At 59.9% G+C, this 22,474-nt stretch carries 22 protein-coding genes; 9 read left to right on the forward strand and 13 right to left on the reverse strand.

Translation table 11 applies throughout. The features are described from left to right. Positions 1-84: 84 nt before the first annotated feature. Together QF010_RS12460 and QF010_RS12465 are read right to left on the reverse strand one after the other, a co-directional pair. Positions 85-921 (reverse strand): amino acid ABC transporter permease, encoded by an 837-nt coding sequence (locus tag QF010_RS12460; RefSeq protein ID WP_258618363.1) that lies wholly within the window; start codon positions 919-921, stop codon positions 85-87. After that, on the reverse strand, positions 918-1,739 hold the full coding sequence (locus QF010_RS12465) for an ABC transporter substrate-binding protein (RefSeq protein WP_429533213.1): 822 nt from the start codon (positions 1,737-1,739) through the stop codon (positions 918-920). The genes QF010_RS12460 and QF010_RS12465 overlap by 4 nt, the downstream gene beginning before the upstream one ends. A 112-nt stretch (positions 1,740-1,851) precedes the next feature. Between QF010_RS12465 and QF010_RS12470 the strand changes: the two genes are divergently transcribed. Then, the gene (locus QF010_RS12470) at positions 1,852-2,751 is read left to right on the forward strand and encodes a homocysteine S-methyltransferase family protein (protein ID WP_033059251.1); all 900 of its coding nucleotides are present in this window, start codon (positions 1,852-1,854) and stop codon (positions 2,749-2,751) included. An 88-nt stretch (positions 2,752-2,839) separates the two neighbouring features. Here QF010_RS12470 and QF010_RS12475 read toward each other — a convergent pair whose 3' ends face one another. The 3 genes from QF010_RS12475 to QF010_RS12485 are packed head-to-tail and all read right to left on the reverse strand — an operon-like array spanning position 2,840 to position 4,608. Next, positions 2,840-3,511: a GNAT family N-acetyltransferase gene (locus QF010_RS12475; RefSeq protein ID WP_429533214.1), complete on the reverse strand. Its 672-nt coding sequence runs from the start codon at positions 3,509-3,511 to the stop codon at positions 2,840-2,842. Positions 3,512-3,528: 17 nt separating this feature from the next. Continuing rightward, complete coding sequence (locus QF010_RS12480; protein WP_429533215.1) at positions 3,529-3,975, reverse strand: GNAT family N-acetyltransferase; 447 nt, start codon at positions 3,973-3,975, stop codon at positions 3,529-3,531. Positions 3,976-3,984: 9 nt separating this feature from the next. After that, positions 3,985-4,608: an FMN-binding negative transcriptional regulator gene (locus QF010_RS12485; RefSeq protein ID WP_429533216.1), complete on the reverse strand. Its 624-nt coding sequence runs from the start codon at positions 4,606-4,608 to the stop codon at positions 3,985-3,987. Between the two features lie 90 nt (positions 4,609-4,698). On the opposite strand from QF010_RS12485, the gene pdxR reads away from it, so the two are divergent. Beyond that, positions 4,699-6,249, forward strand: coding sequence for a MocR-like pyridoxine biosynthesis transcription factor PdxR (gene pdxR / locus QF010_RS12490; RefSeq protein WP_429533217.1), 1,551 nt, complete (start codon positions 4,699-4,701; stop codon positions 6,247-6,249). A 15-nt stretch (positions 6,250-6,264) separates the two neighbouring features. Here the strand turns inward: pdxR and QF010_RS12495 are convergent, their stop codons facing one another. From QF010_RS12495 to aspA, 6 genes are all read right to left on the reverse strand, one after another. Next, on the reverse strand, positions 6,265-7,380 hold the full coding sequence (locus QF010_RS12495) for a polyamine ABC transporter substrate-binding protein (RefSeq protein ID WP_033059260.1): 1,116 nt from the start codon (positions 7,378-7,380) through the stop codon (positions 6,265-6,267). A 13-nt stretch (positions 7,381-7,393) separates the two neighbouring features. Next, a complete protein-coding gene (locus QF010_RS12500) occupies positions 7,394-8,425 on the reverse strand; it encodes a histone deacetylase family protein (RefSeq protein ID WP_033059261.1) in 1,032 nt (343 codons plus the stop codon). A 135-nt stretch (positions 8,426-8,560) separates the two neighbouring features. After that, the gene (locus QF010_RS12505; protein ID WP_429533218.1) at positions 8,561-9,553 is read right to left on the reverse strand and encodes an AraC family transcriptional regulator; all 993 of its coding nucleotides are present in this window, start codon (positions 9,551-9,553) and stop codon (positions 8,561-8,563) included. Positions 9,554-9,651: 98 nt separating this feature from the next. Beyond that, positions 9,652-10,656 (reverse strand): asparaginase, encoded by a 1,005-nt coding sequence (locus QF010_RS12510; RefSeq protein ID WP_429533219.1) that lies wholly within the window; start codon positions 10,654-10,656, stop codon positions 9,652-9,654. 99 nt (positions 10,657-10,755) lie between these two features. Further along, positions 10,756-12,207, reverse strand: coding sequence for an alanine/glycine:cation symporter family protein (locus QF010_RS12515; protein ID WP_033059266.1), 1,452 nt, complete (start codon positions 12,205-12,207; stop codon positions 10,756-10,758). A 503-nt stretch (positions 12,208-12,710) separates the two neighbouring features. Further along, entirely contained in the window at positions 12,711-14,135 is a 1,425-nt protein-coding gene (aspA, locus tag QF010_RS12520) for an aspartate ammonia-lyase (protein ID WP_033059267.1), read from the reverse strand. Between the two features lie 180 nt (positions 14,136-14,315). Here aspA and QF010_RS12525 point away from each other — a divergent pair, with 180 nt between their 5' ends. The 5 genes from QF010_RS12525 to QF010_RS12545 all read left to right on the forward strand — a co-directional run bounded on the left by QF010_RS12525 (position 14,316) and on the right by QF010_RS12545 (position 18,130). Beyond that, positions 14,316-15,233: a LysR substrate-binding domain-containing protein gene (locus QF010_RS12525; protein ID WP_046053897.1), complete on the forward strand. Its 918-nt coding sequence runs from the start codon at positions 14,316-14,318 to the stop codon at positions 15,231-15,233. 332 nt (positions 15,234-15,565) lie between these two features. Next, positions 15,566-16,057 (forward strand): 5-(carboxyamino)imidazole ribonucleotide mutase, encoded by a 492-nt coding sequence (gene purE, locus QF010_RS12530; RefSeq protein WP_008150032.1) that lies wholly within the window; start codon positions 15,566-15,568, stop codon positions 16,055-16,057. A gap of 11 nt (positions 16,058-16,068) precedes the next feature. Further along, positions 16,069-17,151, forward strand: coding sequence for a 5-(carboxyamino)imidazole ribonucleotide synthase (locus tag QF010_RS12535; RefSeq protein WP_033059270.1), 1,083 nt, complete (start codon positions 16,069-16,071; stop codon positions 17,149-17,151). Between the two features lie 107 nt (positions 17,152-17,258). Beyond that, positions 17,259-17,504, forward strand: a complete 246-nt coding sequence (locus QF010_RS12540) for a GlsB/YeaQ/YmgE family stress response membrane protein (RefSeq protein WP_033059272.1) — start codon at positions 17,259-17,261, stop codon at positions 17,502-17,504. 89 nt (positions 17,505-17,593) lie between these two features. Then, positions 17,594-18,130, forward strand: a complete 537-nt coding sequence (locus QF010_RS12545) for a DUF3299 domain-containing protein (RefSeq protein WP_429533220.1) — start codon at positions 17,594-17,596, stop codon at positions 18,128-18,130. A gap of 81 nt (positions 18,131-18,211) precedes the next feature. Here the strand turns inward: QF010_RS12545 and QF010_RS12550 are convergent, their stop codons facing one another. Together QF010_RS12550 and QF010_RS12555 are read right to left on the reverse strand one after the other, a co-directional pair. Then, a complete protein-coding gene (locus QF010_RS12550) occupies positions 18,212-19,111 on the reverse strand; it encodes a D-hexose-6-phosphate mutarotase (RefSeq protein ID WP_429533221.1) in 900 nt (299 codons plus the stop codon). A 57-nt stretch (positions 19,112-19,168) separates the two neighbouring features. Next, positions 19,169-19,573: an acyl-CoA thioesterase gene (locus tag QF010_RS12555; RefSeq protein ID WP_003177184.1), complete on the reverse strand. Its 405-nt coding sequence runs from the start codon at positions 19,571-19,573 to the stop codon at positions 19,169-19,171. 364 nt (positions 19,574-19,937) lie between these two features. Between QF010_RS12555 and QF010_RS12560 the strand changes: the two genes are divergently transcribed. Both QF010_RS12560 and QF010_RS12565 read left to right on the forward strand, forming a co-directional pair. Beyond that, positions 19,938-21,236, forward strand: coding sequence for an MFS transporter (locus tag QF010_RS12560; protein WP_033059277.1), 1,299 nt, complete (start codon positions 19,938-19,940; stop codon positions 21,234-21,236). A gap of 232 nt (positions 21,237-21,468) precedes the next feature. Then, positions 21,469-22,470, forward strand: coding sequence for a phosphate ABC transporter substrate-binding protein PstS family protein (locus tag QF010_RS12565; RefSeq protein WP_033059279.1), 1,002 nt, complete (start codon positions 21,469-21,471; stop codon positions 22,468-22,470). The last annotated feature ends 4 nt before the right edge of the window (positions 22,471-22,474 follow it).

Consider the following 22,474-nt stretch of genomic DNA (forward strand, 5'->3'; position numbering starts at 1 on the left):
TTTACCCGTTCGGGTTGATGCTTTTTCTTACAACAAATCGAGACACGGTCGGCTATCGCACCTCGGAAACTCATCTTCCTTTCGCTAACTACGGCTCAAATACGCCTTCCCATAATGCCGCTCCATCCTCGCCTGAATCAGCTCCAGCCCAATCGACATCACCCAATAAATCACCGCCGCCGTTGTCAGCATCTCGATGTAGCGATAGCTCGACCGCCCATAGGATTGCGCCAAAAACATAACCTCCCAAACCCCCATCACCGAGATCAGCGACGAGTCTTTGAGCATCGAGATGAATTGGTTGGTGGTGGGCGGGATGATGGTGCGCATGGCCTGGGGCAGGGTGACGCGCCAGAAGATCACGGTTTCGCGCATGCCCAGGGCCAGGGATGCTTCGCGTTGGCCGTGAGGGACGCCAAGGATGCCGGCGCGGAAGATTTCGCTGAGGTACGCTCCGTAGTTCAGCGACAGGGCGATGATGCCGGCGGCGATGGCGCCCGGGACGATGCCTAGTTGGGGCAGGCCGAGGTAGATCAGCAGGATCTGGATCAGTAGCGGTGTGCCACGAAAGAACGAGGCGTAGAAGCTCGCGATTCCGAAGGCCACGGCGCTTTTCGACAGCCGCGCCAGGGCGGTGATGAAGCCCAGCAGCGAGGAGGTCACGATTGAACACAGGCACAAAAACAACGTCAGCGCCGCGCCCTGCAAGAAGCCGTTGGGTGCCAGGTGCAGGCCGATCAGGTTCGGCAGTTTGTCGAGGATGATCGAGAACTTCAGGTCGAAGCTCAGGAAGAAGCTGGCGAACAATCCGAACATCGCTGCCCAGGTCAGGTACAGCCGCGTGCGGAAACCGAAGATCCGTTGCAACAGCGACTCAGCCACCGGTTGCGGCGGTTGGGGAGGTTTTGGGAAAGAAGTCATTTGCTGATGTCGGCGCCGATCCATTTTTGCGACAGCTTACTCAACGTACCGTCCTGTTTCAGCTGAGCGAAGACGTCACGTACTTTGGCGTCCCACTGGGCGTCGCCTTTTTCAATGGCCACCGAGTTTGGCTCCGAGTACAGCGGCTCGCCGGCGAGCTTGAAGCGTTTGTCTTCGGTCAGGCGCGGTTGGGCGGTGACAAGGTTGGTGAGGATCGCATCCAGCCGCACGCCAGCGCCCAGCCCCAGGTCCTGGAACGCCACGTTGTCAGTGTCATACGGCGCGATCTGCACGTCCTCGAACGGGTACTGCAATTGGGTGTCTTCGGCGCCTTCGATCACCAGATTCTTGTTCAGGTAGCTTTCGTAGCTGGAGGCGCTGGTGAGGCCGACTTTCTTGCCGCTCAGGTCCTTGGCGCTGTGGATGCTGTCGTCTTTGGCGTTGACCACGATCACCGCGGGTGAGGCGTAGTACTCGACAGGGAAGTCGAAGACCTCGGCGCGGGCCTTGCTCGGGGTCATGGAGCAGATGCAGATGTCGTAGCGCCCACTCCAGCGGCCAGCTGCGATCACGTCCCAGGACGGGGTTTCAAGGCGCAGTTTGACGCCCAGTTTGTCTGCCACGGCTTTGGCCACGTCGACGTCAAATCCATCGAGCTGGTTCTGATCATTGAGGAACGAGAAGGGTGGATAGCTCTCCATCAACACGCCCACGAGCTCTTTCTTTTTTTCGACGCGATCCAGCGTGGCGCCGCCAAAGGCTTGGGTGGAGACAGCCAGAATCGTCAGGCCCAGGGCCAGGAGTGGTTGGAATTTCACAGTCGATCCCTGATAAAAAAGAGGTTGTTATTAGCCGGATGGTGCGTATTAAATAGTTATAAGAACGACTCTGATAGTGAGTTATTTTCATAAGCTTATGAGTGAAAAGCATATGGGCGCAGCAAGCACAGTAATTCTGGATGGCGGCATGGGTCGTGAGTTGCAGCGTCGAGGCGCGCCGTTCAGACAGCCCGAGTGGTCGGCGCTGGCCTTGAGCGAAGCGCCGCAAGCGGTAGAAGCGGTGCACTCGGCTTATATCGAAAGCGGTGCGAACGTGATCACCAGCAACAGTTACGCGGTGGTGCCGTTCCATATTGGCGAAGAGCGTTTTGCCGCAGAAGGGCAGGCGCTCGCGGCGTTGGCCGGTGAGCTGGCTCGGCGCGCGGTAGAGGCTTCGGGCAAAGCGGTGCGTGTGGCCGGTTCATTGCCGCCGCTGTTTGGGTCCTATCGTCCAGACCTTTTCGATGCTGCTCGGGCGACTGAATTGTTGGCGCCGCTGGTGAAGGGGCTCGCGCCTCATGTCGATCTGTGGCTGGCGGAAACCCAGAGCTCGATCGTTGAGGCGCGAGCGATCCATGCCGGTCTGCCAACAGACGGCAAACCGTTCTGGCTGTCGTTTACCCTGAAGGATGAGGACACGGACGAAGTGCCGCGCTTGCGCTCGGGTGAGCCGGTGACTGAAGCCGCCGCCGTGGCGGCTGAGCTGGGCGTCGAGACGTTGCTGTTCAACTGCAGCCAGCCGGAAGTGATCGGTGCTGCGATTGATGCCGCGCGGGAAACCTTCGAGCGCTTGGGTGTGAAGATTCACATCGGCGCGTACGCCAACGCCTTCCCGCCGCAACCGAAAGAGGCCACGGCCAATGACGGTCTGGACCCGCTGCGTGAAGACCTTGATCCGCCGGGTTACTTGCAGTGGGCGGCCGATTGGAAAGAACGCGGCGCCAGTCATTTGGGAGGTTGCTGCGGGATCGGGCCGGAGCACATCGCCGTGTTGGCCCAGAAATTAGCGTAGAAAGATCAAAAGATCGCAGCCTGCGGCAGCTCCTACATGCGATCCCATGTAGGAGCTGCCGCAGGCTGCGATCTTTTGCTGTTGGGACTTACCCGCGGCACTCCGCCAAGGTTTTCACCTGCCCCGAATCCGTCTGGTTCTCATCGGATAGCCACCGCTCAAACCCCGCCCCGATCGCTGGCCATTCCGAGTCCAGAATCGAATACCACGCCGTATCCCGGTTCTGCCCCTTGACCACCATGTGCTGGCGAAACACGCCTTCAAAGCTGAACCCCAGACGCTCGGCCGCGTATTTGGAGCGGGCGTTGCCGTTGTTGCACTTCCACTCCAGACGCCGGTAACCCAAGGAAAACGACTCTTTGGCGAGCAGATAAACCGCCTCGGTGCTTTTCGGCGAGCGCTGCATCGGCGCGCCAAAGGTGACATGGCCGATCTCGATCCGACCTTGTGAAGGAACAATCGACATCAAACTGAGGATGCCCTGCACATCGCCGCTGGCACGGTCGATCACGCTAAAGAAATAAGGGTCGCTGTTGGCCGCATGATTGTTCAGCCAATCGTTGAACGCGCTGCGCTCCGGGAAAGGTCCGTAAGGCAAATAGTCCCAGAGCTTCGGGTCGGAACCCGGGCCTTGCAGGGCTTTCCACAAACCGTCGGCATGACGCGTCGGGTCGAGTTTTTCCAGGCGGATGAAACGCCCTTCGATGGTTTGAACCGACGGTGCCGGAACGCCTTTCCAGTCGGCGAGTGAAGTCGACATGCTGTTCTCCTTGAACCTTAAATGGTTTTGCGAAACTGGATGAAACCGGGGCGTTCGGCGATGCGCTCGTAGAGCTGAATCGCGGTGGCGTTGGTTTCGTGGGTCAGCCAGTGGACCTTGCAGCAACCGTCCTCTTTGGCGGTGGCGTAAACGAATTCGATCAACTGTCGGCCGACGCCAGTGCCGCGGGTTTCAGGCGTTACCAACAGGTCTTGCAGGTAGCAGGAGTTTTCGATGCTCCAGTTCGATCGATGGTAGATGAAATGCACCATGCCCACCGCTTTGCCATCGGCCCAGGCCAACGCGGCATGGGTCGGTTCGCTCGGGTCGAGCAGACGCTGCCAAGTATTTTGAGTGACGGCCTCGGGCAGTTCGGTGTTGTAGAAACGCAGGTACGCTTGCCACAAAGGTAACCAGGCGGCGTGGTCGTCGGCGGAGACCTGGCGGATGTCGATCTGGCTCATGTTCATTCCTTAACGCATCAAGTGGGCGAGGGCCTGGTCGTGCACATCAGGGCTGGCGGCAAGCCCCTCGCGCACACAGGTGATGTCTGCGGCGTTGCGGTTCTGGCTGAGCTTGCGTTTGCCTTCCAGGCGCTGGATCGGCAAGGCAAAACCGACGATGGCCTTGAGCATCCCGTCAATGTAGTCGGCGGGGGCATCGGCGACTTTCCATGGGCTGGCGCGACCCGCTTCATGGCGATCAGTCAGCGCGCTGACCAGAGTGCGCAAGCGATCGGCGTCGGTGAACACCTCGGCCGTGCCGTACGCATGCACCGCGACGTAGTTCCAGGTTGGCACCACTTTGCCGTGCTCGGCTTTGCTCGGGTAAAACCCCGGGCTGACGTAAGCGTCGGCACCGGCAAAAATCACCAGGGCTTCGGCGCCGTTCTGCAGTTCCTTCCATTGCGGATTGGCTTTGGCGAAGTGTCCATAAAGGGTGCCATTCGGGCCCTGGTCTGAACTCAACAGCAGCGGCAAATGGCTGGCTTGCAGACCTTGTTCCCCGTGTGTGACCAACACAGCGAGGCGGGTGCCGAGTATCTGCTGGTGCAGTTCATGCAAATCATCTATGGCAAAGCTGTTTGGCGTGTACATGGAGATTTTCCTTGGCGAATGTCTGCATCCTAGGCAGGCTAATGGTCTGTTGTAAGAGCCATTAACGACCAATTTCATAGGTCCATTGCCATGACCAGCGAGCCGCTGTCCTTGTCATTCAACCCGGCCGGTATCGAACTCGACCGCCGTCAAGGTTTGAGCCGTCAGCTCTATCAAGCCTTGCGGGTGCGGGTGCTCGACGGTCGTCTGGCCAGCGGTACGCGATTACCGGCCAGTCGCGATCTGGCGGCGGCGTTGTCGATTTCCCGAAACAGTGTGGTCCGGGCCTACGATCAGCTCTACGCCGAAGGCTTTATCGAAGGGCGTGTGGGTGACGGGACGTATGTCGCGCAATTGCCTCAATCAGTGTTACCGGTGAAAAAACTATCCACAAAAGTATCCACAGGGTTGTCAACAGGGTTACCCACAGCCTTATCCACAAATTGGCTGGATTTACCTGTGATTTCATCCAGCAAAGTTATCCACAGCGGCGCATTGGGGCGGGTTGAAAGGAATCATTTGGCCCTGCCTCCCGTCGGTCCTCCCCGCGCATTTCGCGTCGGTGTTCCGGCTTTTGATCTGTTCCCGTTCGAGGTCTGGGCCAAGCTGAATGCGGCTTTCTGGCGTAAACCGGATCTCCAGCAGTTGTGTTACGGCGATCCGGCAGGCGACGCGCGCTTGCGCGGCTTGATCGCGGCGTATTTGCGCAGCTCCCGGGGGATGCAGTGTACGGCTGAGCAAATAGTGATCACCAGTGGCGCACAGCAGGGGATTAGCCTTTGTGCACAGCTGCTGGTAGAGCCGGGCGATGGCGTGGCGATCGAGAATCCGGGGTATCGGGCGGCGGGTCATGCGTTCGCTGTGGCCGGTGCGCGATTGCACGGGGTGGCGGTGGACAGCGACGGTATCGACTGCACCGAATTGAATGGGCTCAACGATTGCCGACTGGCCTATGTCACGCCGTCGCATCAGTACCCGACCGGGGTGGTGATGAGTCTGGCGCGGCGGCTGGAATTGTTGGCCTGGGCCGAGCGAACCGAAGGGTGGATCGTCGAGGATGATTACGACGGCGAGTATCGTTACAGCGGCGCGCCACTGGCGCCGCTGGCTGCGCTTGATCGTCACGGGCGGGTGCTCTACGTCGGCACGTTCGGCAAAGTGGCTTTCCCGGCATTGCGCCTGGGTTATCTGGTGCTGCCGCCGGCATTGGTAGACGCTTTCGCCCAGCGTCGCGCGGTCGATGTTCGGCATTCCGAGGTGAGCACCCAGGCCGTCATGGCCGAGTTCATGGCGGCCGGACATTTCCAGCGGCATATCCGCCGTATGCGCCGCGCTGCGTTGAGTCGCCGCAATACACTTCTGGCCAATTGGCCCTCGGATATTCCCGGGGTTGGCAGCCTGCCGAGCGTGGCGGCAGGGCTGCACCTGACAGTGGCGGTCGACACTCAGGCCCGCGAACGCGAACTGATCGAAGCCGCCGCCAGCGTCGATGTCGAGATCAATGGTCTGAGCAGTTATTGGCTACCAGATTCGAAAAACACTGTGGATCAACGCGCCGGACTGGTGCTGGGCTTTGCGGCGGTGCCCGAGGCGGCGATCAGCGCTGCGCTCGGGCGATTGCAAAAGGCTTGGCGTCCCTGAGGTCAGGAACAGGTTTCAGGTCCCGGACTTGATCTTGGTCCAGGCCCGGGTCCGCGCCCTTTCGGCGTCACGGGGCAACGGTTGCAGGGTGTAAAGCGTACTCATCGCCGTTTCGGTCGGGTACAGGTTCGGGTTGTTGCGGATCGCCGGGTCGACCATTTCGGTGGCGTCCTTGTTCGGGTTCGGGTAACCGACGAAGTCGCTGACTGGCGCGATCACCTGCGGCTGCAACAAGTAGTTGATGAACGTGTAGGCGTCTTCCGGGTTCTTCGCACCTTTCGGGATCGAAAGCATGTCGAACCAGATCGGCGCGCCTTCTTTCGGCAGGCGCATGTCGACGATCACGCCGTTCTTGGCTTCCTTGGCGCGGTTCGCTGCCTGGGAGAAGCTGCCGGAATAACCGACCGCAACGCAGATGTCACCGTTGGCGATGTCGGCCATGTACTTCGAAGAATGGAAGTAGGTGACATACGGACGGATCTTCATCAGCAGCGCTTCAGCCTTTTCGTAGTCCGCCGGCTTCTTGCTGTTGGGGTCCAGACCCAGGTGTTGCAGGGCCAGTGGCAGGATCTCCGACGGCGAGTCGAGCAGGGCGACGCCGCACTGCTTGAGCTTGCTGATGTTCTCTTCCTTGAAGATCAGGTCCCAGCTGTCCACCGGTGCGTTATCACCCAGTGCAGCCTTGATCTTGTCCGGGTTGAAGCCGATCAGGATGGTGCCGTACATGTACGGCACGGCAAATTTGTTGCCCGGGTCGTTGGCTTCGATCAGCTTCATCAGCTTGGGATCGAGGTGGTTCCAGTTCGGCAGTTTGCTGCGGTCCAGAGGCTGGAACACACCGGCCTCGATCTGCTTGGCCAGGAACACGTTGGACGGCACGACCACGTCGTAACCGGAGTTACCGGTCAGCAACTTGGCCTCCAGCGCTTCGTTGGTGTCGAAGATGTCGTAGACCAGTTTGGTCTGGGTGTTCTGGGTCTTGAAGTCTTCCAGCGCTTTGGGGGTGATGTAGTCGAACCAGTTATAGACGCGCAACGTTCGCTCTTCAGCATGAACGGCACCACTGAGCACTGTGGCGCACAGCACTGTGGGGAAGAGTGCGGGCGCGATAAAACGCTTGAGACTTTTCATTGTTCTAATTTCCTCATTGGGCGCTTTCAAAACCTTCGAGAACGTTCACGGCATTGATGCCGATTTCTTCTACCGCGTAGCCACCTTCCATCACGAACAGCGTCGGCTTGCCGAGGCCGGCGATGCGTGCGCCCATGGCCAGGTAATCCGGGCTGTCGAGCTTGAACTGGGAGATCGGATCGTCCTTGAACGTATCGACGCCCAGGGAGACGACGACGATATCGGCACCATACTTTTCGATCTCTTTGCAGGCTTGTTCCAGCGCGGCACTCCAACTGTCCCAGCCGCTGCCAGCCGGCAAAGGGTAGTTGAAGTTGAAGCCTTCGCCGGCCCCTTCACCCAGCTCATCTTCATAGCCGAGGAAGAACGGGAACTCGGCTTCCGGATGCCCGTGGATCGAGGTGAACAGCACGTCGCTGCGCTCGTAGAAAATCGATTGGGTGCCGTTGCCGTGGTGGTAATCGACGTCGAGGATTGCGACCTTTTTGTGGCCCTGGTCGAGAAAAGCCTGAGCGGCGATGGCGGCGTTGTTGAGGTAGCAATAACCGCCCATCAAATCGCTGGCGGCGTGGTGTCCCGGTGGCCGGCACAAGGCGAAGGCACTGCGGGCGCCGCGTTGAATGACGGCTTGGGCGGTCAGTGCGACTTGCGCCGCGCTATACGCTGCTTGCCAGGTGCCGGCGGTAATCGGTGCGCCGCCGTCGAAGCTGTAATAGCCGAGTTGGCCGTGCAGGCTGGTTGGAATGATCCGGCGCAGGGTGCGGGCCGGCCAGGTGTAGGGCAGCAAGTCGCCGTCGGTACCGAATTCGGTCCAGCGCGCCCAGGCACCTTTGAAGAAGTCGAGGTAGTCGCGGCTGTGGACGCGCGCGATCGGGTCGAGGCCGAAATCTTGCGGCGCTTCCACCGGGCCGAGGTCGCGGTACTGCACGCGCTGCAGAACATGGTCAGCCCGCGAAGGCATTTCGAAGCAGGGCATCAGTTGCCCGTCCATCAATTCACAACGGCCGTGGTGCAGGTGGTGATCGTCCGAGTAGATCGTCAGCATTTCTTGTTCTCCGCAGGCTGATTCGGTTGAACACAGTCTTGCGGCGCGCGGCGTTTGAGAGAACGGCAGGAAAGGCCAAAAGGGGATTGATATGGCCAAAACAATTGACCGGAATTCGCCCCTCTGTGGCGAGGGTCAGGGCCGGAACTGACTCGGCGCTACACCACTCCAGCGCACAAAGGCATGACGGAAACTCGCGGTCTCGCTGAAACCCAGCGCTTCGGCGATTTGATAGATCGGCAGTTCGTCCTCGCAGAGCATGCGTTTGGCCTGCTCGAACCGCAGTTCATCGAGCAACTCTTGATAGCTGCAGCCCAGGTCCTTCAAGTGCCGACGCAAGGTGCGCGCCGAGCAATTCATCTGTTCGGCCAAACCTTCGAGACCGGGCGCCGCATTCAACTGCGCGCTGAGTAGCTGGCGGATTCGTCCCAGCCACACCTGGCGACCCGTGAACTCGGTGTTTTGTTTGCGGCAGCGTTCGGCCATGGCTTGATGGGTGATGGCGTCGGCCAGAGGCAGGGGGTGTTCCAGCCAGGCTTTGTCGAAGGCAAAGGCGTTGGACGCAGCGTCGAACTGCAAGGGGCAATCGAAACGCTCGGTGTAGCGTGCCTGATAGTCCGGTGCCGGGTACTCGAAGCGGGCGCCAAGCAGCGGCAACGGTTGGCCGAGCAGGTCTTCGCAAGTGACCTTCATCGAAACCAGGCAAAACTCGACATTGAAGGGCGCCAGCGCAGGGTTTTCCCGATAGTCGCCAGCGGTGAGCCAGATGCGCTCGTTATCTTCTTCCAGGCTCAACTCGAACAGTGTTCCCAATAGCGCCGGATAGTGCAGTGCCAGCCGCAAGGCGTCACCTAAAGTGGCGCTGGTGAGTAAGGCGTACCCGAGCATGCCGTAGGACGAAACATGCATTCGCCGGCCCAGTTCCAGGCCGATGTCACGCTTGAGCGCGACGGCGTTGGCGCAGACCTGCATCTCCTGATTAGTGGTGATGCGCGTGTCCGCCCGGCTCAGATCCGCCGCGCTGATGCCGCTGCCGGCCAGCAGCGCTTCGCTGGACAAGCCCTCATCCTTGAAGGTGTTGAGCACCAGAGAGACAGCGTTGAGGGTGGTGAGGTGGGAGTGGAGCATGGGGTTTTCCAGCCTTGGGATGGCTGGAGGACAGCAAGTTGTATGCCCAATGAAGATCCTGTGGGAGCAAGCTCGCTCCCACAGGGTTTTGGGTGGTGTCAGCTGAGTTCGCCGCACAGGTCGAGTTCTACAAGGCGCCGTACTTCAGCGGCGTCGAGTCCTGCACCGAGCAAGCCGTGCAACTTGCCGAACGCGGCTTCACGGGTCATGCCGCCACCCGAAAGCACACCTGCACCGCGCAACCGACTGCCAGCCTCGTAAACATCCAGCTCGACGCCACCTTCATGGCATTGCGTAACCGCGACCACCACAACACCCTTGTCCCGCGCCCGTTCCAGGCTGGCGAGAAACTCTGGATTGTCGCTCGGTCCGGTGCCGCTGCCGTAGCACTCCAACACCAAGCCCTGAATGCCGCTGTCGAGCAGGCCGTCGAGTATCTCGGCGCCGATGCCAGGGAACAGCGGCAGCACAGCGACTTTCACCAATTGCCTGGGCTGGTTGTAGGTCAGCGATGCCGGTATTGAAGATGCCTTCGCACCACCACCCTGACGCTCAAGACGCTTGAACGGATGGCGACCGAAACTGCGCACCTTCGCGCAACGGGTCGGGTCCAGCAGTTCGCCGTGGAAGTACAGATAAACACCCGGCGCAAGGCCGTGACCCAGGGCAACCAGCGCGCCACTGAGGTTTTCCCAGGCGTCGCTGTCGGTCACGCCGGCCGGCAGCATGGAACCGGTGAACACCACTCGGGCATGCAGGCCGAGCAGCTGAAAGCTCATGGCCGCAGCGCTGTAGGCGAGGGTGTCGGTGCCGTGCAGGATCAGCACGCTGTCGCAGCCCTGGACATCGACGGCGTCGACCACCGCTTCACGCAGTTGCTGCCAGTAATCAGGGGTCATGTTGGCGCTGTCGATCAGCGGCGACATCTCGCGAAAGCGCCACTGCGGCACGACAAGGTCAGGCTGGCTGTGCAGATACTCGCGCATCCGTGCTTCGAAACCGGACGCCGGGGCCAGGCCGTGGGCGCTGGCTTGCATACCGATGGTGCCACCGGTGTAAAGCACCATGACGTGCTGGGCGGCAGGGTAGGTCGAGGAATTCATGGGGGTTCTCCGAGAACGATGACAGCATGCGGTCGAGCATGACGCTGACCGAACGCTGTGTCACGCCGGGCGCAGGGGGTGCGCCCGGTTTTTTACCGATCAGCGTTGCGCTGCGGGTACGCCTTGCGGCTCAGCTTCAGCCTTGGTGGCAGCAGCCGGCGGATTGGCTGGCCAGGCTTTCAAGTCCAGGTCCAGGTCCGGGAATTTGCTCGAATCGAACACGGGCGTCTTGATGCCGGCCGCGCGCTGGTCATCGTAGTCACGCAGGATGCGCATGCCGACTTTGAACAGCAGGAACAGCGCGATCAGGTTCACGAACGCGAGCAGGGTCATGGTGATGTCGGCGAAGGCGAACACCGTACCGAGGTTCTCGATCGCACCCCAGAAGATCAACACCAGTACCAGCGCGCGGTAGCCGATCAGCGCCCAGCGGTTTTCACCGATCAGGAAGCGCAGGTTGCTCTCGCCCAGGTAGTAGTTGTAGAGGATCGAGGTGAACACGAACAACGACAGGGCCACGGAGATGAAACTCCGGCCCCAGTCACCGACCACGGCGGCCAGGGAGTTCTGGGTCAGGGCAATGCCGTCGCCTTCAAAGCCTGGGGTGTAGAAGCCCGAGAGCAGGATCAGCAGCGCGGTGCAGGTGCAGATCACGAAGGTGTCGAGGAACACGCTGAACGCCTGAACCACACCTTGTGCCACAGGGTGCTCGACCGACGCGACCGCAGCCACGTTTGGCGCACTGCCCAGGCCTGCTTCGTTGGCGAACACGCCACGCTTCACGCCCATGATGATGGCGCTGCCGATCAAGCCGCCGAACGCTTGGTCCAGACCGAAGGCGCTCTTGACGATGGTCATCAGCATCGCCGGTACGTGGTCGATTTGCAGCACGATCACGTAAATGGTCACGCCGATGTACACCAGGGTCTTCACCGGTACCAACAGGTCAGCGACCTTGGCGATGCGCTTGATGCCACCAATGAACACCAGGCCCAGCAACACTGCCAGGGCCGCGCCGGTGTACTGGGGGTTGAGTTCAAATGCGTTCTGCAGCGAGTGGGTCACGGCGTGGGATTGCAGGCCGTTGAAGGCAAAGCCGAAGGTCACGAGCAGCAGGAACGCCATGATCATGCCCAGCCAGCGTTTCTGCAGACCGTGCTGGATGTAATAGGACGGGCCGCCACGGTACGTGCCGTCGGAGTCGCAGCGCTTGTAGAGCTGGCCGAGGGAGCATTCGAAGAAGCTGCTGGACATGCCGACCAGCGCGGTTACCCACATCCAGAACACCGCGCCGGGGCCACCCATGGTGACGGCGATGCCGACACCGGCAATGTTACCCGCACCGACGCGACCGGCGAGGCTGAGCATCAGGGCCTGGAACGAGCTGAGTTGACCGGCGCTGCTTTTGAGGCTGTCGCGGAATACCGCAAACATGTGGAAGAAGTGACGCAGTTGTACGAAACGCGAGCGGATCGTGAAGTAACCACCGAGCCCGACAATGAGCACGATCAGTACTTTCTCTGAGAGGAAGCCGTTGATGACTTCGAGCATGGATATTCCTCGCTGTTTTTTGTGTAGGCAAATGCTGGGCGGTCAGAAACATCGCGTTACACCGCTTTGCGCGCGGCAAAACAGGTGAGGCGAAGGTTCGTCCCGATTTCATATTGCGGGTTTGTTATTAGTTCGGGTTTCGCATGGGTTTGGGCCTCGTTACCGACGACCGCTCACGCGAAGAGGGGCGGCACTATACCTATGAGTGTGCCGTCCGTCTGCACGGTTGTGGTGCAAGCGACGATTCTAAGGCTTTGAAACACCTGACTTTTTGGAGTCAGGCTTTTGTAGGAGTGAGACCGGCTTGCCGGCGATGCAGACACTGCGGTATTTCAGTTACACCGCGTAATCGTTCATCGCGAGCGGGCTCACTCCTACAGAAGACGGTTGGGGTGTCCGAGAGTTAAAAAAAAGGGCTTGGGGAATAAATCCCCAAGCCCTCAAAAGGTGAGAGGTGTCTAGTCCCTCGACCTGGTGAGCGGTGCTACAAGTAACGCGTCGATTCAGGCTTTAAGCGGAACCAGACGCGGAGCAATCATGTTTTCCGGGCGCAGGATGTCGGCGAGCATTTCGTCGTCGAGCAAGCCTTCTTCGCGCACCAGTTCCAGCACGCCGCGGCCGCTTTCGAGGGCGATACGGGCGATGCGGGTAGCGTTTTCATAGCCGATGTACGGGTTCAGCGCGGTGACCAGACCGATCGAGTGCTCGACCAGTTCACGGCAACGCTCTTCGTTGGCGGTGATGCCGACGATGCAGTGCTCGCGCAGCATGTCCATGGCGCGTTGCAACAGGCGGATCGAGTCGAAGATCTTGAACGCGATCAGCGGCTCCATCACGTTCAGTTGCAGCTGGCCGCCTTCGGCCGCGATGGTCAGGGCCAGGTCGTTGCCGATGATCTGGAACGCTACCTGGTTAACCGCTTCCGGGATAACCGGGTTGACCTTGCCGGGCATGATCGAGCTGCCTGGCTGACGCGCCGGCAGGTTGATTTCGTTGATGCCGGTGCGTGGGCCGCTGGACAGCAGACGCAGGTCGTTGCAGATCTTCGACAACTTGACCGCGGTGCGCTTGAGCATGCCGGAGAACAGCACGAAGGCGCCCATGTCGGAGGTGGCTTCGATCAGGTCGGCGGCCGGAACCAGCGGTTGACCGCTGATCAGCGCCAGACGCTCAACGGCCAGGTGCTGGTAACGCGGGTCGGCGTTGATGCCGGTGCCGATCGCGGTGCCACCCAGGTTCACTTCGGTCAGCAGTTCAGGCGCCAGTGTTTTCAGGCGCGCCAGGTCTTCGCTCAGGGTTGTGGCGAAGGCACGGAATTCTTGACCCAGGGTCATCGGCACGGCGTCTTGCAGCTGGGTACGGCCCATCTTCAGGACGTGGCTGAACTCAACACCCTTGGCAGCGAACGCCTGGATCAGGCTGTCGAGGCTGGCCAACAGCGCGTCGTGACCCAGCAGCAGACCCAGGCGGATCGCGGTCGGGTAGGCGTCGTTGGTCGACTGCGCCATGTTCACGTCGTTGTTCGGGTGCAGGTATTGGTATTCGCCCTTCTGGTGACCCATGGCCTCCAGCGCGATGTTGGCGATGACTTCGTTGGCATTCATGTTGGTTGAAGTGCCAGCGCCGCCTTGAATCATGTCCACCACGAACTCTTCGTGGAAATCGCCGCGGATCAAACGTGCACAGGCTTCGCTGATGGCAGCGTGCTTGGCTTCGCTCAGGTGACCCAGTTCGCGGTTGGCGTCAGCAGCGGCCTGTTTGACCATGGCCAGCCCGACAACCAGCTTCGGGTAATGCGAAATCGGAACGCCGGAGAGACGGAAGTTGTTCACCGCTCGCAGGGTCTGGATGCCGTAATACGCTTGAGCAGGTACTTCGAGTACGCCAAGCAGGTCTTTTTCTGTGCGGAAAGATGCAGCGGAAGACATGATAGAAATCATCTCGATATGGACCCGGGCTGTGCCGGAACACTGCAAATGCTAGGCTTGTGGAGAATTTTGGGCCAATGCTGTTAAACACTAGCCTATGCACATTCGGCATAATGCCCGTGTGACGCCGTGTCTGCGGCGAGCGTGTGACCTAAATTGGTGCGTGTCCGGGAGGGCGTGATGAACCTTGAAAGTAAATGGCTTGAGGACTTTAGTGCTCTGGCCGCCACCCGCAGCTTCTCCCAGGCTGCCGAACGACGCTTCGTGACTCAGCCAGCGTTCAGTCGACGAATCCGCAGCCTTGAAGCCGCGCTGGGGCTGACCCTGGTCAATCGCTCGCGCACGCCGATCGAGCTGACAGCGGCGGGGCAGTTGTTTCTGGTCACCGCGCGAACGGTGGTCGAGCAGCTTGGTGAAGTGTTGCGTCACCTTCATCACCTGGAAGGCGGGCAGGGCGAGGTGATGCAGGTCGCCGCTGCTCACTCCTTGGCATTGGGCTTTTTCCCGCGCTGGATCGCACAGTTGCGCAACGAAGGCCTGAACATCGCGACGCGGCTGGTGGCAACCAACGTCGGTGATGCGGTGCATGCCTTGCGCGAAGGCGGTTGCGATCTGATGCTCGCGTTCTACGACCCGGATGCCGCGATGCAGATGGACCCGGAAATCTTCCCGTCGTTGCACCTTGGCGACACCGAAATGCTCCCGGTCTGCGCGGCGGACGCCGAGGGCAAGCCGCTGTTCGATCTGGAAGGCGAAGGCAGTGTGCCGTTGCTCGCTTACAGCGCCGGTGCGTTTCTTGGGCGTTCGGTGAATATGCTGCTGCGCCAACGTGCGCTGCGCTTCACCACCATCTACGAGACGGCCATGGCCGACAGCCTTAAAAGCATGGCGCTGGAAGGATTGGGCATTGCCTGGGTACCGCGGCTCAGCGTGCGCGCCGAACTGGCTCGAGGTGAGCTGGTGGTTTGCGGCGGCCCGCAATGGCATGTGCCGCTGGAGATTCGCCTGTACCGCTGCGCGCTGGTGCGCAAGGCGAATGTGCGGTTGCTGTGGCGCAAACTTGAGGGCGGCGCCGCACAAGGTACAACCGGTTCCTGATACCTGTGAATATCCAATGTGAGAGCGGGCTTGCTCGCGAATGCGGTGTGTCAGTCGACATCAATGTTGGCTGACACACCGCATTCGCGAGCAAGCCCGCTCCCACAGGGGGATTTGTGGTGTATTCCGTTGACCTTCGAGTCAATAAAACCGGCACTTTGCGTCTAATGACAGATGGTCGCTATGGGGGCTGTTTATCTGCTTCATTGAGGTATACTGCGCGGCCTTCGGCCGGTTCGTCCGGCCATAATTCGTACAATCAAGCCACGCAATTTGCGTGGCTTGTTGTTTTTTGACGCGCCTGCGGGCGCCCAGAGAGAAGAGGCACGACGATGAGTGCACTGGTTGGCGTGATCATGGGCTCCAAGTCCGATTGGTCCACCCTTAGCCACACCGCCGATATGCTGGAAAAGCTCGGCATTCCTTACGAGGTAAAAGTGGTCTCTGCCCACCGCACCCCGGACCTGCTCTTCCAGTACGCCGAAGAGGCTGAGGCGCGTGGCATCGAGGTGATTATCGCCGGTGCCGGCGGCGCGGCCCACTTGCCAGGCATGTGTGCGGCCAAGACCCACCTGCCTGTACTGGGCGTGCCGGTGCAGTCGTCGATGCTCTCGGGCGTCGATTCGCTGCTGTCTATCGTGCAGATGCCAGCGGGCATTCCGGTCGCCACCCTGGCCATCGGCAAGGCCGGCGCGATCAACGCAGCGCTGCTCTCGGCGAGTATCCTCGGCGCCAAGCACCCGCAGTTCCACGCGGTGCTGAAAAAATTCCGTGCTGAGCAGACAGACAGCGTCCTGGAAAATCCAGACCCACGCATCGCCTGAGGTTGTTGACGATGAAGATCGGTGTAATCGGTGGCGGCCAGTTGGGTCGCATGTTGGCGCTGGCGGGCACTCCGCTGGGCATGAACTTCGCTTTCCTGGACCCCGCGCCGGATGCTTGCGCAGCCGCGTTGGGCGAACACCTGCGGGCCGATTACGGCGATCAGGATCACCTGCGTCAGCTGGCCGATGAAGTCGATCTGGTGACGTTCGAGTTCGAAAGCGTCCCGGCTGAAACCGTGGCCTTCCTGTCGCAATTCGTCCCGGTCTACCCGAGCGCCGAAGCCCTGCGCATCGCCCGTGATCGCTGGTTCGAGAAGAGCATGTTCAAGGACTTGGGGATTCCCACCCCGGCGTTCGCCGACATTCAATCGCAAGCCGATCTGGACGCTGCCGTGGCTTCCATCGGTCTGCCGGCCGTGCTGAAAACCCGCACCCTGGGTTACGACGGCAAGGGCCAGAAAGTCCTGCGCAAGCCTGAAGATGTCGTCGGTACGTTCGCCGAACTCGGCAGCGTGGCGTGCCTGCTGGAAGGTTTCGTGCCGTTCACCGGTGAAGTCTCGTTGATCGCTGTGCGCGCTCGCGATGGCGAAACCAGGTTCTATCCGCTGGTTCACAACACCCACGACAGCGGCATCCTCAAACTGTCCGTGGCCAGCACCGACCACCCGCTGCAAGCCTTGGCGGAAGACTATTCCAGCCGTGTGCTCAAGCAGCTGAATTATGTCGGCGTGATGGCGTTCGAGTTCTTTGAAGTCGACGGTGGCCTCAAGGCCAACGAGATCGCCCCGCGTGTGCATAACTCGGGTCACTGGACCACTGAAGGTGCCGAGTGCAGCCAGTTCGAAAACCACCTGCGGGCCGTTGCCGGTCTGCCGCTGGGTTCGACGGCCAAGGTCGGTGAGAGCGCGATGCTCAACTTCATCGGTAAAGTGCCGGAGACCGAGAAAGTCCTGGCCATTGCTGATTGCCATCTGCATCACTATGGCAAGGCGTTCAAGGTCGGCCGTAAGGTCGGTCACGCCAACCTGCGCTGCGCCGACAAGGCCACGCTAGAGCAGCAGATCCTCAAGGTCGAAGCGCTTATCGCCGAATAGTTTCATGTGACAGCGGCGGAACCATTCAGGGGCCGCCGTTCTCTCATGGCAGGATGCAAAAGTCTGACTAGGCTTCTGCATAGCCAAACCAATCAGAGGGAAATGTCATGGGAATTATCGGAACCATCTTTATCGGCTTGATCGTCGGCCTGCTGGCTCGGTTCCTGAAACCGGGCGATGACAGCATGGGCTGGATCATGACCATCCTGCTCGGTATCGGCGGTTCGCTGGCGGCCACTTATGGCGGTCAGGCCCTGGGCTTCTATCAGGCCGGCCAAGGCGCAGGCTTCCTTGGTGCGCTGGTGGGCGCCGTGATCTTGCTGGTGATCTACGGCTTGATCAAAAAGAACTGATCCAAAGCGACAAAGCCCCCTCTGCGCCGCACGCAGAGCGGGCTAGAATGCTCGGCGTTGCACCGTCCTCTCCTTTGCCGAGCACCTCCATGCGCCGTCTTTTACTGACTTTCTTTTTATTGGGCTCGGGCCTCGCCCATGCCGGCGAACTGCCGGAAACCGACTGGCTCGAACTGATGCCCAAGTCGGACCAGAAAGCCCTCGAGGCCATGCCTGAAATCGACCACAACTCCCCCGAAGCCAATGGCACCTTTACCAAAAAGGGTGGCATGAAGCAGAGCAAGGGCTTGCCGGCGGTGATGTATTCGACCAAAACCGTGCCGTCGATGAACGACAAGAACATCCGCATCGGTGGTTATCCGGTGCCGCTGGAATCCGACGCCCAGGGCCGCAGCACACTGTTCTTCCTCGTACCGTATCCGGGCGCCTGCATCCACGTGCCGCCGCCGCCACCTAATCAATTGGTGTTGGTGCGTTATCCGAAAGGTTTGAAGCTGAATGACATCTATACACCGCTGTGGGTGACCGGCACGCTGAAGGTCGAGAAGGTCAACAACGACCTGGCTGATGCAGCGTATGCGCTGGATGCGGCGAAGGTGCGGGTGGTGAAGGAATCGGATTTGTAGCGTTTGATAGATCCATTCGCGGGCAAGCCTCGCTCCTACAGGTCCGTGTGTTCGTAGGAGCGAGGCTTGCCCGCGAAGCTTCTAAAGAGATTTGCTGGCGATGCTGACGCCGAGGGTATGACTCGCACCCGGTGCCAGCGTCACCACATCATCCATCACATTCGCCGTTTCAATGCACAGCATGCGCTGCCAACCATCGTCGGCCATGTCACTGAACGCCGCAGCGCGTTCAATCCACGGATTCCAGATCACCGCCGAGCGTGAACCGCTGCTGGTCAGCTCGATGCGCCGTTCCCAGGCCGGATCGACAATGCTCAGCTTCGCCGGGGTATTGAGATAGATACGATCGGTCTCGCCGGCAAAACGCAGATCGCCGGTCTGAGTGACGGTTTTCCAGTCGTCCAGGGTTTCGATGTAACTCAAACCATCCAGCCCTTCGACATGCACTTCGCGTACATCGCTGACCGCGAAATAGCTGTGCAGCGCCTGGCTGATGGTGACGTTGTCAGCGCCCTGGTTATGGCTGGTCAGGCTGATATGCAGTTGCTCATCCAGACGAATGCTCAGCTTTAAATCCACTTGATGCGGCCAGCCTGGCAAGCCGCCTTCGGGGTAAGGCAGAACAAACTCCACCTTCAGGCTTTCGCCCTCGGTTTCAATGCCGCCCAGTTCCCAGTCCATCGCCCTTACCAGCCCGTGGGCGGTGGGCGCTTCGTTGCTGACGCGCATGGCCTGAACGCTCTGCGGGTTGCGCGGCAGATTGCCGAACCACGGCCAGCACACCGGAACCCCGGCGCGGATGCTCTTGCCAGCCTTGAACACGGCCTCGTCGTTGAGCCAGATCAGCGGCGGTTGCCCGGCCACTTGATAACTGAGGATGTGCGCGCCCTGCTGGGCAACCAGCAGTTCGGCCTGACCGTGGCGGATGCGCCAGCAGTTCAGTTCATCCAGTTTCACGGCTTCAACGTTGGGCGTGCTCATGGGGCAACTCTCGATCAGGAACAATGACTGCAATGGACCACAGAAAGGTCGCAGTGTTTAACGCGCTCTAGGCGGAACCGAACGGGTGCGACCGCTGCCGTCGATGGCGACGAACACAAACACGGCTTCAGTCACTTTACGCCACTCGCTGGACAGCGGATCGTCGCTCCAGACTTCGACCATCATCTGAATCGAGCTGCGGCCGATTTCCAGCGCCTGGGTATAGAAGGAGAGCTGAGCGCCCACCGCTACCGGAACCAGAAACGCCATGCGGTCGATCGCAACCGTAGCCACGCGGCCACCCGCGACTTTGCTGGCCATTGCGGTGCCGGCCAAATCCATCTGCGACACCAGCCAACCGCCGAAAATATCGCCAAAACCGTTGGTTTCGCGAGGGAGAGCGGTAATTTGCAGGGCAAGGTCGCCTTGCGGGATTGGATCTTCTTGTTCGAGCTCTATCATGCCGGGGGTGCCTCTGACCCGTGACTCTTATAAGTACTTCAGGTGAATAGCCGTCTCAAAGAAAAACGATTCAGCCCCGAACATACTACGTTCGTCACGTTTTTCGTAAGGCGCCTAAAGGGAAACTCTGCGAAATCGGCTGACGGGTGCCAACGACGTTTTCGCACAGCAACCCCTTACAAGCAGATGCAGGATTGCGAGTATATCGATCGGTAGACTCCGAGACGACCGTCCGGTTCTCATTTCGACCGTCAAATACGCACCTCTATGTGCTTTTTCGAACAATTTGCTATCGTGCCGGACCTGCCCAAGCCTCAGCCAGCGTTGTTGGGGTTGCAGATCCGACTATAAGAGAAGCCTTGCCATGACCACAGCGCCTTCGAGCATCGCGCAGCCAACCCAGTCCGCACGTCCGCTGACTCGCAACGACTACAAGACGTTATCGCTGTCTGCCTTGGGTGGCGCGCTGGAGTTTTACGATTTCATCATCTTCGTGTTCTTCGCTACGGTGGTCGGCAAGCTGTTCTTCCCGGCCGACATGCCCGAGTGGCTGCGTTTGATGCAGACCTTCGGGATCTTTGCCGCTGGCTACCTGGCGCGACCATTGGGCGGCATTGTCATGGCGCACTTCGGCGATCTGCTGGGACGCAAGAAGATGTTCACCCTGAGCATTTTCATGATGGCGGTGCCGACCCTGATCATGGGTTTGCTGCCGACTTACGCGCAGATCGGCATGTGGGCACCCATCCTGTTGCTGCTGATGCGGGTGATTCAAGGCGCCGCGATTGGCGGTGAAGTGCCGGGCGCATGGGTATTCGTTTCCGAACACGTGCCGCAGCGGCACATCGGCTACGCCTGCGGCACCCTGACCTGCGGCCTGACGGCCGGTATCCTGCTGGGCTCGCTGGTCGCCACCGCGATCAACAGCATTTATACCCCGGTCGAAGTTTCGGATTACGCCTGGCGGATCCCGTTCCTGCTGGGTGGTGTGTTTGGCCTGTTCTCGGTTTACCTGCGCCGCTGGTTGCACGAGACCCCGGTGTTCGCCGAGCTGCAACTGCGCAAGGCCCTGGCAGAAGAAGTGCCGCTGCGCGCCGTGTTGCGCGACCATCGCGGGGCGATCCTGATTTCCATGCTGCTGACCTGGCTGCTGTCCGCCGGCATCATCGTGATCATCCTCATGACCCCGACCGTGCTGCAGACCGTCTACCACTTCTCGCCGACCACCGCGTTGCAGGCCAACAGCCTGGCGATCGTGTTTCTGAGCCTGGGCTGCGTCGCCTCCGGTGCACTGGCTGACCGCTTCGGCGCTGGCCGGGTGTTTGTATTTGGCAGTGCTGCGTTGCTGATCAGTTCGTGGACCTTCTACCACAGCCTGTTCAACCACCCTGACTGGCTGTTCCCGATGTACGCCTTGACCGGCTTGCTGGTCGGCACCATCGGTGCGGTGCCGTATGTGATGGTCAAAGCCTTCCCGGCGGTGGTGCGCTTCAGCGGGCTGTCGTTCTCCTACAACCTGGCTTACGCCATCTTCGGCGGCCTGACTCCGATGGTTGTCACCTTGCTGCTCAAGGAAAGCCCGATGGGGCCTGCCTACTACGTGGCGATCATTTGCGGTGTCGGGGTTCTGGTGGGTGCGTATCTCTGGAAGAAGGGGCGTTAATCGACCCCTTTCTTTGACTGTACCGGCCTCATCGCGAGCAGGCTCGCTCCCACAGGTTCAACACAAACCAATGTGGGAGCGAGCTTGCTCGCGAAGAACGATGACGCGAATCATTCTGTAAAAGATCGAATGCTGGCCTTTCATCTAATTGTCATATTTCAGCCATAGAGTGTTCACACGGCCTGCTGATACTTGGCCCCGACTTAACACACCTATCTGCTAGGAGTAAGGCATGAAACTGAAGCGTTTGATGGCGGCAATGACTTTTGTCGCTGCTGGCGTTGCGACTGCCAACGCGGTTGCCGCTGTTGACCCTGCTATCCCGAGCTACACCAAGATCACTGGTGTGTCGGGCAACCTGTCCAGCGTCGGCTCCGATACCCTGGCCAACCTCATGACCCTGTGGGCTGAGAACTACAAAAAAGAATACCCGAACGTAAACATCCAGATTCAGGCTGCCGGTTCGTCTACCGCGCCACCTGCGCTCACCGAAGGCACCGCTAACCTGGGCCCGATGAGCCGCAAGATGAAGGACACCGAGCTGCAAGCCTTCGAAACCAAGTACGGCTACAAGCCAACCGCTATCCCGGTTGCCGTGGATGCCCTGGCTGTCTTCGTTCACAAAGACAACCCGATCCAGCACCTGACCATGGAACAAGTCGACGCGATCTTCTCGTCCACTCGTCTGTGCGGCGCTAAAACCGACGTGAAAACCTGGGGCGACCTGGGTGTGACCGGCGACCTGGCCAACAAGCCGGTTCAGCTGTTCGGTCGTAACTCGGTATCCGGCACCTACGGCTACTTCAAAGAAGAAGCCCTGTGCAAAGGCGACTACAAGCCAAACGTCAACGAACAACCAGGCTCGGCTTCGGTCGTGCAGTCGATCAGCTCCTCGCTGAACGGCGTTGGTTACTCGGGCATCGGCTACAAAACCGCTAGCGTGAAGACTGTGGCCCTGGCCAAGAAAGGCACCACTGAATTCATCGAAGACACCGAAGAAAACGCCCTGAACGGCAAGTACCCGCTGTCGCGTTTCCTCTACGTTTACGTCAACAAAGCCCCGAACAAGCCTCTGGCTCCGCTGGAAGCTGAGTTCGTGAAACTGGTTCTGTCCAAACAGGGCCAGGAAGTTGTGGTGAAAGACGGTTACATCCCACTGCCGGCCAAAGTTGCTGCAAAAGCACTGGCTGACCTGGGTCTGCAGGAAGGTGGCGCTGAAGTCGCAAAAAAGTAAAACC

The organism is Pseudomonas silensiensis (assembly GCF_050434865.1).
Classification (GTDB): Bacteria; Pseudomonadota; Gammaproteobacteria; order Pseudomonadales; family Pseudomonadaceae; genus Aquipseudomonas; species Aquipseudomonas fluorescens_W.